The organism is Bariatricus sp. HCP28S3_D3 (genome assembly GCF_052065755.1).
Classification (GTDB): Bacteria; Bacillota; Clostridia; order Lachnospirales; family Lachnospiraceae; genus Allocoprococcus.
In genome coordinates, this window is the sequence record NZ_JBQHTK010000001.1 from 244,731 (window position 1) to 257,938 (window position 13,208).

Here is a 13,208-nt window from a genome sequence, read left to right on the forward strand (position 1 = left end):
TCTCCCCTATTTTGCTTTTTCAAGCATCTCCCGCAAAATATCTGTCATATCCGTCAAATCTTCTTCATAAACAGCTTTTTCAATCTCTTCCACTTCCAGACTTGGTTTAAATTTCTTCAGTTCTTCTTCAAAATTAAGCATGTCTGCCTCCTATCAGCCTTTTCAGCTCACCAATCAGATACAAAGAACCAAGGCAATACAGCCTTCCATTCTTTCCTTTCTCTTCTATTGCACGTTCAAATGCCTCACTAAGAGACGCTTCTTCCAGAACCGGCTTTTCCGTATATTTCTCAAATACTTCCGCCAGGGTCCTGGCATCTGCCCCTCTTTTATCTTCCAGTTTTGTTATAACATATACGTCTGCATCCACATCCTGACAAAGCACCTTGATCATATGTTCATAATCTTTATCCGAAACTGCCGAAAATAAAATGACCAGTTTATCTTTCAATAAATTCCCTGATTTTTTCTGCTCCCGGATACTTTCCGCGAATCGGTTTATTGCAGCCAGATTATGTGCCCCATCCAGAACGACATTCTTCATAACTGTTTCCATTCTTCCCGGCCAGTATGTGGCAGCCACTGCGGCCTTCCATTTCTCCGTGTCTGCCTCATCACCCAATATGAACCGCATCGCCATAATGGCTATTCCTGCATTCATAACCTGATAAATGCCGGTACTTTCAACCTGCCATTTGGTATTACTATCATACTCACTACAAATGGAAAAAGCAATATGTTTGTCCGTAATTTCCTGAATTTCGAACGCATCTTTCCCGATTTCTTTACATGGTGCACCGACATTTGCTGCCATTCGACGGATTACGGCAGCTGCTTCCGGACAGCTTCCATCGAAGAAAACCGGAACCTTTGCCTTTATGATCCCGGCCTTTTCTGCAGCAATCTGTTCCAACGTATCCCCCAGAATCTCTGTATGATCCATTCCAATGGAAGTAATCACCGTAAGACACGGATGTGCAAATGAATTTGTCGCATCCAGACGTCCTCCCAGCCCGGTCTCCAGAATCACATACTCTGTCCCGGCATCTTCAAATGCTGTCATTCCCATTCCGTACAGAAATTCAAAATACGAGGGGTGTCCGATTCCTTCCTCTTCCATTTCATTCACGACACCCTTCACACTGTTAAATATTTTTTCAAATTTTTCATCTGTAATGTCGATTCCGTTAATTTTGATTCTCTCATTCATTTTTTCTAAATGAGGGGATGTAAAAAGTCCAACACTTTTCCCCTCAGAAAGAAGAATCGCCTGCATATATGCGCAGACGCTCCCCTTTCCATTCGTCCCTGCCACATGAATGATTTTTCTGTTGTGACAGGGACTTCCAAGTCTTCTCAAAAAATCCCGAGTATGTTCTAATGTGTGTTTTTTCGTAAATTTAGGTATCTCTTCTATATAATGAATAATTTCTTCGTAATTCACGCTTTCCCCTCACTGTGCAGAATGTTACTGATTTTCCTCCGTTTCCGGCTCTTTTTCTGCATCTGTATCCTTCACTTCAGAAACTGTCGTACCCTGATCTCTTTCCAGTTGCTGCTTCAGCTCATCTGTATATTTTAATAGGTTTCCACTCATCCAGATATATTCCGCAGATGTGCGAAATATCGTATTGCTGGATCCCACCTGACTAACTGTTATAATATCGCCCTCTTCCAGTTTGCTTTCCGGAAGTTCAATTCGCGTATTATTCAAAAATGTGCTCTTCTGCTTCTCTCCGTTAATATAAACTTTACTCCATTTCGTAAAGTTTGTTCCATAGAGGCTGTAACTTCCATTCAGATTACTATTCAGTCCGGTCAGCGTCACTTCTTTAATTCCCATTTCCATATGGCCTTCCGTAATCGGAAGCTCTCCCTCATACACATACTGTTTTCCATAAAGTATATCATACTGCAGAAGTTCCAGATCGAGCAGATAATCCTTCGTCTTTCTTCTCTGCTGATGGTAATTAAATACTGTTCCGGAATGCAGTCCCAACCGTTCCATCACATCGGCCATAATCTGATATGCCGGTATATTGCGATCCTGCTTCTCAAGTCCAAGATTATCCCAGATCACATAATTCGTATTATAGAGATAACGGCTCTTCAGATCCTTTGCCTCCAGTCCCATTGTCGGAAGATGGTCACCATAGAAAACAATGACCGTAGGCTCTCCCCGCTCTTCCATCATCTTCACCAGATTTCCGGCAAACTGATCCATCTCATATACCTGATTGACATAATATTCCCAGGCATTATTCTTTTCCTCAGTTTCCATTCCGCTGACTGTGATCCTCGGATTCTCGATCAGCTTCGTCTCCGGGTAATTTCCATGACCCTGCACACTAATGGTAAAGACAAAATCCTGCTGTTCTGTTGAATCCAACGCATCCGCAATATGCGTTAGAAGAATATCATCCTTGGCCCATCCGTTTTCAGTCAACTGAAGAATATTCATAAATTCTTTACTGGTAAATGTATCAAATCCAATATTGTTAAATACTTTTGCACGACTGTAGAAATTTCCGCCGTTGTTATGAATCGCATGTGTACCATATCCGAACTCGGCAAATGCAGTGGCTGCACTCTCTGCCGTCTGATTCTTGAGAACCGTTTTATACGGATATTCTCCCGGGCCGAAATAACGCAGGTTCATCCCCGTCAGCACCTCAAATTCCGTGTTCGCCGTGCCGGCACCTACAGAAGGCACTTTAAAATACCCGGAAGAATACTCTTCAAACATCTCTCTAAGATTTGGCAACGGATCCATCGATGTCTGAAGTGCTTCATACTCAGAAGTGTCAAAGAATGACTCCAGCTGCACAAAAAGCACATTCGGCATAACATCCGTATCAGCAGTACTCTCTGTCAGTTCTCCGTTATTGCTGATTCTCTGAATTGTATCTTCATTATAATCATTCGGCTGCGAAATTCCTGTATTAAACAGGCTCGCGGCAAAGCAATATGGAAGTCCATAATCCTCATAGGCAAACGCAATATTCCCAAAATATGTGGAAACAACTCTGTTTTCAACTGCCAGATCTGTCACCAGAGAATATGCTCCAAAGCTCACAATAACACCTGCAAGCGCAAGAAGACGGTGCAATTTTCCTTCATATTGCCCTCCTCTTCGCCACATGGCAACACCCCATACCAAAAGTGCACTCACACCGACTGCAATCATGATCAGTTCTAACGGGGAAAAATAATTAGTAAAAAGCGATAGGCCTTCTTTAAAAGTCTTCAAATCTTGGGCATTAAAAGGCGTAACTCGTTTCAACAGCATGATGCCATTGCAGACCCCCAGGAACAACCATACCACGCTGATAATAATTCTTGCAAACACCCTCCGCCGTACCAGATATACAACGGTAAAAGTGACAAATATCATAAATGCATTATAGGAAAATACAAGCGGTGACTCTGTCATGTAATCCCATGCTTCTATCAAAGAATGTCTTGATAAGGCTTCAATTATAAAATTGATCAGAATTGCCCAGATTGCGTGAAGAAGCAGCGAGAAACGATTCATCAGCCGGTAATACGGTGCCATCTTTCTGGAAAATTCACTGTTTCTTCGCTCCTCCAGAATCCTTTCCCGGCGTTCATGCTTCATTTTCCAGTAATCCTTGATGTCTTCCATTCTTAAATTCTTCAGTTTTTGAATACTTCCACTGATATCAGGTTTCTTGAATTTGAATTTCTTAAACTGAATTTTTTTCATAAAACAACCTCTTGTATTCCTCTCTTTTTACGTTTTTATGCACCATTCAGGCAGATACCTTCCGGCATCTGCCTGCCATACTTTTATTTTTTCAGACCTGCAAGACGTTCTTTTACCTGCTCAAGCATCTGTGTATATTTTTCAAGCTTCGCCTTTTCCTCATCAACCTTTGCCTGAGGTGCTTTGCTGACAAATTTTTCATTGTTCAGCATTCCGTTTGCGCGGGCAATTTCTTTGTTCAGTCTTGCCTCTTCTTTTGTAAGACGCTCAATTTCCTGTTCAAAATCGATCAGTTCTTCCAGCGGAACATAAACCACTGCATCCGGCACTACGATCGACACCGCATCATCTGCAATACCTGCTTTATCAGCCTGAATATCCAATTCGCTCGCACTCATAAGCGGACATGCCGAAGTGATCAGCTGCGTAAGTCCTTCCCTGAGTTCAGCACTTTCACATACGACAAACACTTTCGCTTTGCGGCTAGGCGGAACATTCATCTCTGCACGTGCATTTCTTACACCGCGGATGACTTCCTTCATGTGATCGGTAACCTTCTCTGCTTCCGGGAAGTTCCACTCATCAATATAGCTCGGCCAGGAAGACATCATCAAAGATTCCTCTTCCGGAACCAGTGCTCCATAAATCTCCTCCGTTACAAACGGCATAAATGGATGCAGCATCTTCAGTGCATTTCCAAGAACCGTTTTCAGAGTCCAGAGTGCTGCATTTGCACTCTTATAGTTCTCATCAGAATGATAGATTCTGTATTTTACAAGTTCGATATACCAATCACAGAATTCATCCCAGATGAAATCATATACTTTCTGTACTGCGATACCAAGTTCGAATTTGTCCATATTGTCAGTCACATCTTTTGCAAGTGTATTCACCTTGGACAAAATCCATTTATCCGTCATGGTCAGATCCCTGTCATCCGGTTTGGAGATCACTTTGTCTTCCATATTCATCAGGATGAACCGTGATGCATTCCAGACTTTATTTGCAAAATTCCGGCTGGATTCCACACGTTCATTGTAGAAACGCATATCATTTCCCGGTGCATTTCCGGTTACCAGTGTAAGACGCAATGCATCGGCGCCGTACTCGTCGATAATTTCCAGCGGATCGATTCCGTTTCCAAGTGATTTACTCATCTTACGTCCCTGAGAGTCACGTACCAGTCCATGGATCAGTACGGTATGGAACGGTGCCTTTCCGGTATGCTCGTATCCGGAGAATACCATACGGATTACCCAGAAGAAAATGATATCGTATCCGGTTACCAGTACATCTGTCGGATAGAAGTAATCCAGATCCTCTGTCTTATCCGGCCAGCCGAGTGTGGAGAATGGCCACAGTGCAGAACTGAACCATGTGTCCAGTGTATCTTCATCCTGTGTAAAATGTTTGCATCCGCAATGCGGGCAAACCTCCGGCATCTCTCTTGCGACTACAAACTCACCGCATTCATCACAGTAGTAAGCCGGGATTCTGTGCCCCCACCAGATCTGACGGGAAATACACCAGTCACGGATATTTTCCAGCCAGTGCAGGTAAATCTTATTGAAACGCTCCGGAACAAACTTCAGTTCTCCCTTTTGAATTGCTTCGATAGCCGGCTTTGCCAGTTCGTCCATCTTAACAAACCACTGTGGTTTGATCAGCGGTTCTACCGTTGTTCCGCATCGGTCATGAGTTCCTACATTATGTGTATGTTCTTCAATTTTAACCAGATATCCCTGTTCTTCCAGATCTGCTACGATAGCCTTTCTTGCCTCATAACGATCCATGCCGGAATATTTTCCATAGCCTTCTACGATCGTTGCATCGTCATTCATGATATTGATCTCCGGAAGGTTATGACGTTTTCCTACTTCAAAGTCGTTCGGATCGTGAGCCGGTGTGATCTTAACCGCTCCTGTTCCAAATTCTTTATCCACATAAGAATCGGCAACAATCGGTATTTCTCTTCCAACCAGTGGAAGCAGTACCATCTTGCCTACAATATCTGTATATCTCTCATCATCCGGATGTACCGCAATCGCCGTATCACCAAGCATCGTCTCCGGACGCGTTGTAGCGATCTCAAGGAACCGGTCTGTTCCGATGATCGGATACTTGATATGCCAGAAATGTCCTGCCTGTTCTTCGTGTTCTACTTCTGCGTCTGAAAGACAGGTCTTACATACCGGACACCAGTTGACGATGCGTGAGCCTTTGTAAATATATCCTTTTTCATATAAGCGGATGAATACTTCTTCTACTGCTTTGGAACATCCTTCGTCCATGGTGAAACGTTCTCTGTCCCAGTCACAGGATACACCGAGCTTTTCAAGCTGTCTCTCGATGGTTCCGGCATATTCTTCCTTCCACTGCCAGGTCCTCTTAAGGAATCCTTCTCTTCCCAGCTCTTTCTTATCAATTCCTTCTGCTTTGAGTTGATTCGTAACCTTTACTTCTGTCGAAATCGCCGCATGGTCTGTTCCCGGAATCCAGAGTGCATTGTAGCCCTGCATTCTTTTGTAACGGATCAGGATGTCCTGAAGCGTATTGTCAAGCGCATGTCCCATGTGCAGCTTTCCTGTGATATTCGGTGGCGGCATCACCGTTGTAAACGGCTTCCTGTCTCTGTCCACCTCTGCGTGGAAGTACTTTTTCTCACACCACTTTTTGTAAAGCTTCGGTTCAATTTCTTTCGGATTATATGTTTTCTCCAAATTCTTACTCATTGCTTCCTCCTCAAATTTCATTCACTTTCTGTGTGTTCATAAAGGTTCCGCCAAGAATGTAAAAACGCCCTCTACAAAACGTAAAGGGCGTAGTAATCACGCGGTACCACCTTTGTTATATGAAGTCTCTCTAATACTTCATATATCTCATAGTTCTGTAACGGAAACCACCCCGTGATATCCTACTCGCCCGTTCAGATATCCGGCTCAAAAGCTACCTTCTGTATCCGTTTCCCGCGAACCACCTTTCAGCCAGTGAATGGTCCTCTCTTTCCGGCCCTAAATACATACTCCTCTTTCTCTCTGCCTTTCTCATAACTATTGATTATAATAGTATTCAATCCCCGGTTTGTCAAGAATGGAAAATCAAGATTCATAAAAGATTCATAAAATCTTTAGAATCTAGTGTGCTGGGGCAGTGCACTAAAACTCATGAATAAAGATTCCGCTTCTTAGTTTTGGTTCAAACCATGTGGATTTTGGCGGCATCAGTCTCCCTTCATCCGCCACTTCAAGAAGTTCCCGCATAGAAGTCGGGAACATGGCAAATGCCACTGCATTTTCCTCCCCATCCACAATATTCATCAGTTCCTTAAGGCCGCGGATTCCTCCGACAAACTGGATCCTTGTATCGGTCTTCGGATCCTGGATTCCCATAACCGGTGAAAGAATGTGATCCTGAAGAATAGAAACATCCAAACCTCTCACGGCATCTTCCGGGCAAATTTTCGGTTTTGCCTTAAGAAGGTACCATCCTTCTTCTAGATACATGGCAATTCCACCTTTCTGCCGCGGCCGGATTTCTTCTTTCCCTGTGTACTCAACCCAAAACCCGCTCTTAAGAAGCTCCGGAAGATTTCCAATAATCTCACTTGGAACCTGATGCACCACTCTGTTATAATCCAGAATCCTTAGTTCTGCCTCATCAAAAAGAACCGCCAGAAAATAATTAAATTCTTCTTTTCCGGTGTATTCCGGATTTTCCTTTCTTCTCTTAAGCGCCACCTTTACAGCTGACGCTGCCCGATGATGTCCATCTGCGATATAAAGACTATCCAGTTCACCGAATCGTCTGCAGATATCCAGGTTCCATTCTTCCTCTTCTATTTTCCAGACACGATGCCTGATTCCATCATCACTCACGAAATCATACACCGGCATCCGGGATACCGCCTCCGTAATCTTTTCTCTGATTCCTTCATTGGAACGATAAGCCAGAAAAATGGGCCCCGTATGTGCACTGCAGATATCGACGTGCCGAATCCGGTCAATTTCTTTGTCCTCTCTGGTATTCTCATGTTTTTTTATAACCTGATTCAGATAATCATCTACGGATGCACAGCACACCAGCCCTCTCTGACTCCTGCCATCCATGGTAAGCTCATAAAGATAAAGACAGGGATTCTCATCCTGAATAAGCTGCCCCTCTGCCTTCATTTCCCGAAGCGTATCACGGGCTCTTTCGTATACCTGATCCGAATACATATCCGTCCCCTCCGGAAATTGTGTCTCCGCACGGTCTATTTTCAAAAAAGACAGCGGATGTTCCTCCACGATTTTTCTCGCCTCTTTGCTGCTGTATACATCATACGGGAGTGCTGCGATTTCTCTGGCAAGCTCCGGCGCCGGACGGACTCCTCTGAACGGTCTGATCTCTGCCATGTTCTTCACCCTCTTCTATCACATTTGATAAATTTATGTCCAGTTTACTCTCTTTGTTCTTATTTCGCAATAGAAATTATCTCTGTTTCAACTCCACACAGAAATCTTTTACATCTTCCCTGAGATACCGCAGCAAATCCTTCGAGTCTTTGTACTGCTCCTTCACGAGAATTCTCAGATACCCTTCTATCGCCCTTTCCAGGTGCTCCGGCTCCGGTACATTCTCCCCCATCATACGGCGAAGAATTCCCCGCAGCACGATATTGCAGATATTGAAAAACTGCCTTTCATAATCATACTGATATTCTTCCAGTGTTCTTCTGACATACTCATCGGGAAGTTTTCCAAGGAATCTCTGCTCCAGGCGGATTGCTTCCACATATTTCTCAACCGCATCTACTCCCTGAAGCTGCTCCATGCTCCAGAGCACCGGATAGTCCATCGTGATAACCGGATCCTGAGGGGCAAATCTCGGGTTATAGTAACGCAGAAATGCCGGAATACCCTTTTCAAATGTATCTTTGTAATTTTCATTGCCGTATGATTTAAAATTCGGAAGAATGACATGATACATACGTCTGACACAATCCACTTTTTCCAGTGCGATCTGGTATCCTCTCTCATAAGCCAGTTCAGCCGGAACTTTCTTCTTAGAAACCTCCGGCATCTGTCTATCCGCCTCCTCTTCTTTATCTGTTTTCTGCTCTTCCTGCACATATTCCCGGATGCAATACTGCACCGCTTCCATCAGATGTGCTGCCGCTTCGTAGGTAATCGATGTACTTTCTTTAGAAGTATATTTCTCTGCAAGCCGGATTACGATTGGTATCAGTTCCTCTATCTCATATTCCAGATATTTCATCTCGCTACCTCCAACACAATTCTCGCAGTACTTCCAGGTAGACTTCGTGATCCCAACGGGAAACCAGATCGAATTTTCCGTATTCTGACTTTCCTTCTGTCACATGGTATCCCTGATATCCTGCCCGGATCGCCTGCGCAAAAACATCCAGACAGGTGCTCTCCAGATATTCCAGATCTCCATAACAGACAGTCTCAAACTGCTCCTTCATAAAATGCAGAAGTTCGTCATCCGATATTTCATCCATCATCTCATTCTTGTAAAGAAAGAAAATGTCCTGAAGACGTCCGATCGTCTCCACATAATTTCTCTGGGAAATGTAATCCGAATCGCAGAATTCATAAATGATCTTCGGAAGGATGCTCTCCCCATATTCGATTCTTTTCTGCTCCTTCAGACTTTCCGACTTTTCATTCACCAGAAGCTTCGCATCCTCCTCTGATAATACAAGGCCAAATTTTTCTGTAACCTGATTGGTCTCTATGACTTTCGCCAGCTGGTTTTGTCCGGACAGGATCTGCATCCAGTTTTTCTCTTCCATCCTGATTTCCCCCTTATTATGATTTCATTTGGTTTATCGTCTGCCGATTATACCGCAGTGCAGGATTATTTACCAGTCTTGAAATTTTGGCCATTTTATGATAATATAATTACAGAAAGAGGAAAGATTTTCGATAATTCATCAAAATCTTTCCTCTTTCTGTACTGTTTTATCTATGCTTCATCAATCGCTTTTCCGATATCATGGCGCATATATTTATTATCAAATTTTACCCATTCGGTTGCCGCATATGCATTTGCACGTGCTTCTTTCAGGGTCGCACCCTTCGCGGTCACACCCAGTACACGTCCTCCGTTCGTCACGATCTGATCGCCGTTAAACTTTGTTCCGGCATGGAAGCAGTAATATCCTTCATGCTTCTTGAATTCTTCCAGTCCCGTGATCGGAAGTCCCTTTTCGTATGCGAGCGGATAACCGTCTGAAGCTAATACAACACAGACTGCTGCGTTGTCTTCAAATTCCAGATTAATCTGATCCAGCGTTCCGTCGATACAGGCTTCAATGACCTCGATCAGATCATTCTTCATTCTCGGAAGAACAACCTGTGCTTCCGGATCTCCGAATCTTGCGTTGTACTCCAGAACTTTCGGTCCGTCCTGTGTCAGCATCAGTCCGAAGAAAATGATTCCCTTGAATTCTCTTCCTTCTGCCGCCATAGCGTCTACCGTTTTCTGGTAAACATATTTCTGACAGAATTCATCTACTTCTTCCGTGTAGAACGGGCTTGGAGAGAATGTTCCCATTCCTCCGGTGTTCAGTCCCTGATCGCCGTCCTTTGCACGCTTGTGATCCTGTGCACTTGTCATCGTCTTGATCGTCTTGCCGTCAACAAATGAGAGAACAGACACCTCACGTCCGGTCATAAATTCTTCAACAACCATCGTATTACCTGAGGCACCGAACTTTTTGTCAAGCATGATTTCTTTGACACCGTCTTTCGCCTCTTCCAGCGTGTTGCAGATCAGCACGCCTTTACCGAGTGCAAGTCCGTCGGCCTTCAGCACGATCGGGAATTTCGCTGTTTCCAGATAAGCAAGCGCTTTTTCCGGGTCATCAAAGTTTTCATACGCTGCTGTCGGGATATCATATTTTTTCATCAGATCTTTAGAGAACGCCTTGCTTCCTTCCAGGATCGCCGCATTTTTTCTCGGACCGAATGCACGGATACCTGCAGCTTCAAACTCGTCTACCAGACCGCCTACCAGCGGATCATCCATTCCCACGATTGCAAGATCAATTGCGTTATCCTTCGCAAATGCTGTCAGCTTATCGAATTCCATTGCTCCGATCGGAACACATTCTGCGAATTCTGCAATCCCCGCATTTCCGGGTGCACAATAAATCTTTTCTACTTTGCTGCTCTTTGCCACACAATACGCGATAGCGTGCTCTCTTCCGCCGCCGCCAACAATTAATACCTTCATAAGTCCCTCCTTACTGTGTGATGGATACCTTTCCATCCACAATCTGAACCTTACCATTTGCAATCAGATCAATAGCCTGCGGAAGAATCTTCCATTCCGCCTGCTCCATGACACGTCTCTGCAGGATTTCCGGAGTGTCACCTTCTTCTACTGATACTGCTTTCTGCAGAATGATCGGTCCGGTATCTGTTCCTTCATCCACAAAATGCACTGTGGCACCTACCACTTTTACGCCTCTTTTAAGCGCCGCCTCATGAACTTTCAGCCCGTAAAATCCGGTTCCGCAAAATGACGGAATCAGTGACGGATGAATATTGATGATACGATTCCGGTATTCCCGGATCATCATCTCCGGAATCACAACCAGGAATCCGGCAAGTACGATCAAATCTGCCTTCAGTTCATTGACCTTGTCCAAAAATACTCTGTTAAATTCGTCTCTTGTCTCAAAATCCTTCGGAGAAATGCACTGTGCCGGGATTCCATGTCTCCCGGCCCTTTCCAGTGCAAACGCATTCTTATTGTTACTGATTACTCCGACGATCTGCGTATTCGTGATCGTCCCGTTTTCCACCGCATCAATAATCGCCTGCAGATTCGTTCCGCCTCCGGATACAAGAACTGCAACTCTTAGCATACAGTTACTCCTTTTTCTCCTGCCTCTACATATCCTACCACATATGGTTCTTCTCCGGCTTCCTTCATTGCCTTCATAGCTGCATCCACGTCTTTTTCATCTACTGCTACAATCATTCCAAGACCCATATTGAACGTATTGTACATTGCTCTTTCTTCAATATCACCGTCTTCTGCAAGCATACGGAAGATCGGTGGAATCGGGTAGCTGTCTTTCTTCACTACTGCGTGAGTACCTTCGATCAGCATACGCGGAATGTTCTCATAGAATCCGCCGCCGGTAATATGGCTGCAGGCTTTGATCTTAACACCCGCTTCCTTCACCATACGAAGTGCTTTTACATAAATCTTGGTCGGTGCAAGAAGTGCATCTCCAAGCGTTGTTCCCAGACATTCATATTCTGCGTTCAGGACTTCCGGCTTCATGCTGAATACTTTTCTTACAAGAGAGAAACCGTTACTATGTACTCCTGACGAAGCCATACCGATCAGAACATCGCCCGGCTTCAGATCTTTTCCGGTGATCAGGTCCTTCTCATCAACGATTCCGACTGCAAATCCGGCAAGATCGTACTCATCTACCGGATAGAATCCCGGCATCTCAGCGGTCTCTCCACCGATCAGGGCACATCCGGACTGTTTACATCCTTCTGCCACACCGCTTACGATCGTAGCAATCTTTTCAGGTTCATTCTTTCCACATGCGATATAATCCAGGAAAAATAACGGTTCTCCACCTGCACATGCAATGTCATTTACACACATCGCAACACAATCAATTCCGATGGTATCATGTCGATCCAGAAGGAACGCCAGCTTCAGCTTGGTTCCAACACCGTCTGTACCGGAAACGAGGGTCGGTTTTTCCATATTTTTAAATTTTTCAAGAGAAAATGCACCTGAGAATCCTCCGATTCCTCCAAGAACTTCTTCTCTCATCGTCTGCTGAATATGTTTCTTCATAAGCTCCACTGATTTATAACCAGCTTCGATATCTACACCCGCATTCTTATAGTCCATCTCAAATCCTCCATTAACTGTTTTTCTACATCTGTTTTAAGTATTCTTTATGTCCGAGCTTTTCCAGTTTTTCTGCTTTCTTCTGCACCGTTTCTTTCATCTCAGCAGTATAGTCTTTCAACTTCTGAAGCAGTTCCGGATTCGATGTTGCCAGAATCTTAGCTGCAAGAATTGCTGCATTCGCCCCGCCATCTATTGCCACCGTAGCAACCGGAATTCCCGGCGGCATCTGAACGATAGAATACAGTGCATCCATCCCCTCAAGATTCTTTCCTGACATCGGGACCCCAATAACCGGCATTGGGAAAATTGCCGCGCACATTCCCGGAAGATGCGCTGCCATACCTGCACCGGCAATAATGACCTTAAAGTCCTTTGCCTCCGCAGACTTTGCGTATTCATAGAACACGTCCGGTTCACGGTGTGCAGAAATAATTGTCATCTCATACTCGATTCCAAATTTCTCCAGCATGTCCGCAGCTTTGCTCATAACCTTCATGTCAGAGTCACTGCCCATTACAATTCCTACTTTTGGCATAATAGTCTCCTTTTCTTATTTATAAGTATTTTAATAAATATCTCT

General features: G+C 44.3%; 11 protein-coding genes and 1 other annotated feature. All 11 genes read right to left on the reverse strand.

The genetic code is table 11. The features are described from left to right. Positions 1-6: 6 nt before the first annotated feature. The 11 genes from ACTNB3_RS01145 to purE all read right to left on the reverse strand — a co-directional run bounded on the left by ACTNB3_RS01145 (position 7) and on the right by purE (position 13,163). Positions 7-141 carry a hypothetical protein gene (locus tag ACTNB3_RS01145; RefSeq protein ID WP_427806263.1) on the reverse strand — a complete coding sequence of 45 codons (135 nt, stop codon included), beginning with the start codon at positions 139-141 and terminating at the stop codon, positions 7-9. After that, positions 134-1,444, reverse strand: coding sequence for a bifunctional folylpolyglutamate synthase/dihydrofolate synthase (locus ACTNB3_RS01150; protein ID WP_441024183.1), 1,311 nt, complete (start codon positions 1,442-1,444; stop codon positions 134-136). Before ACTNB3_RS01150 ends, ACTNB3_RS01145 begins: the two co-directional genes overlap by 8 nt. A gap of 24 nt (positions 1,445-1,468) precedes the next feature. Continuing rightward, positions 1,469-3,727, reverse strand: a complete 2,259-nt coding sequence (locus ACTNB3_RS01155) for an LTA synthase family protein (RefSeq protein ID WP_441024186.1) — start codon at positions 3,725-3,727, stop codon at positions 1,469-1,471. An 83-nt stretch (positions 3,728-3,810) separates the two neighbouring features. Then, positions 3,811-6,459: a valine--tRNA ligase gene (locus ACTNB3_RS01160; RefSeq protein WP_427806260.1), complete on the reverse strand. Its 2,649-nt coding sequence runs from the start codon at positions 6,457-6,459 to the stop codon at positions 3,811-3,813. An 80-nt stretch (positions 6,460-6,539) separates the two neighbouring features. Next, positions 6,540-6,772: a binding site (T-box leader), on the reverse strand. A gap of 110 nt (positions 6,773-6,882) precedes the next feature. After that, positions 6,883-8,121 carry a DUF1015 domain-containing protein gene (locus ACTNB3_RS01165; RefSeq protein ID WP_441024189.1) on the reverse strand — a complete coding sequence of 413 codons (1,239 nt, stop codon included), beginning with the start codon at positions 8,119-8,121 and terminating at the stop codon, positions 6,883-6,885. A gap of 76 nt (positions 8,122-8,197) precedes the next feature. Continuing rightward, positions 8,198-8,983 (reverse strand): DUF6179 domain-containing protein, encoded by a 786-nt coding sequence (locus tag ACTNB3_RS01170; protein WP_441024191.1) that lies wholly within the window; start codon positions 8,981-8,983, stop codon positions 8,198-8,200. Positions 8,984-8,987: 4 nt separating this feature from the next. Next, entirely contained in the window at positions 8,988-9,524 is a 537-nt protein-coding gene (locus tag ACTNB3_RS01175; protein WP_441024193.1) for a DUF6323 family protein, read from the reverse strand. A 173-nt stretch (positions 9,525-9,697) separates the two neighbouring features. Then, a complete protein-coding gene (purD, locus tag ACTNB3_RS01180; RefSeq protein ID WP_441024195.1) occupies positions 9,698-10,969 on the reverse strand; it encodes a phosphoribosylamine--glycine ligase in 1,272 nt (423 codons plus the stop codon). Positions 10,970-10,979: 10 nt separating this feature from the next. Next, positions 10,980-11,606 (reverse strand): phosphoribosylglycinamide formyltransferase, encoded by a 627-nt coding sequence (purN, locus tag ACTNB3_RS01185; protein ID WP_441024197.1) that lies wholly within the window; start codon positions 11,604-11,606, stop codon positions 10,980-10,982. Next, positions 11,600-12,625 (reverse strand): phosphoribosylformylglycinamidine cyclo-ligase, encoded by a 1,026-nt coding sequence (gene purM / locus ACTNB3_RS01190; RefSeq protein ID WP_427806255.1) that lies wholly within the window; start codon positions 12,623-12,625, stop codon positions 11,600-11,602. The genes purN and purM overlap by 7 nt, the downstream gene beginning before the upstream one ends. Positions 12,626-12,650: 25 nt before the next feature. Beyond that, a complete protein-coding gene (purE, locus tag ACTNB3_RS01195) occupies positions 12,651-13,163 on the reverse strand; it encodes a 5-(carboxyamino)imidazole ribonucleotide mutase (protein ID WP_427806254.1) in 513 nt (170 codons plus the stop codon). Between the last annotated feature and the right edge of the window lie 45 nt (positions 13,164-13,208).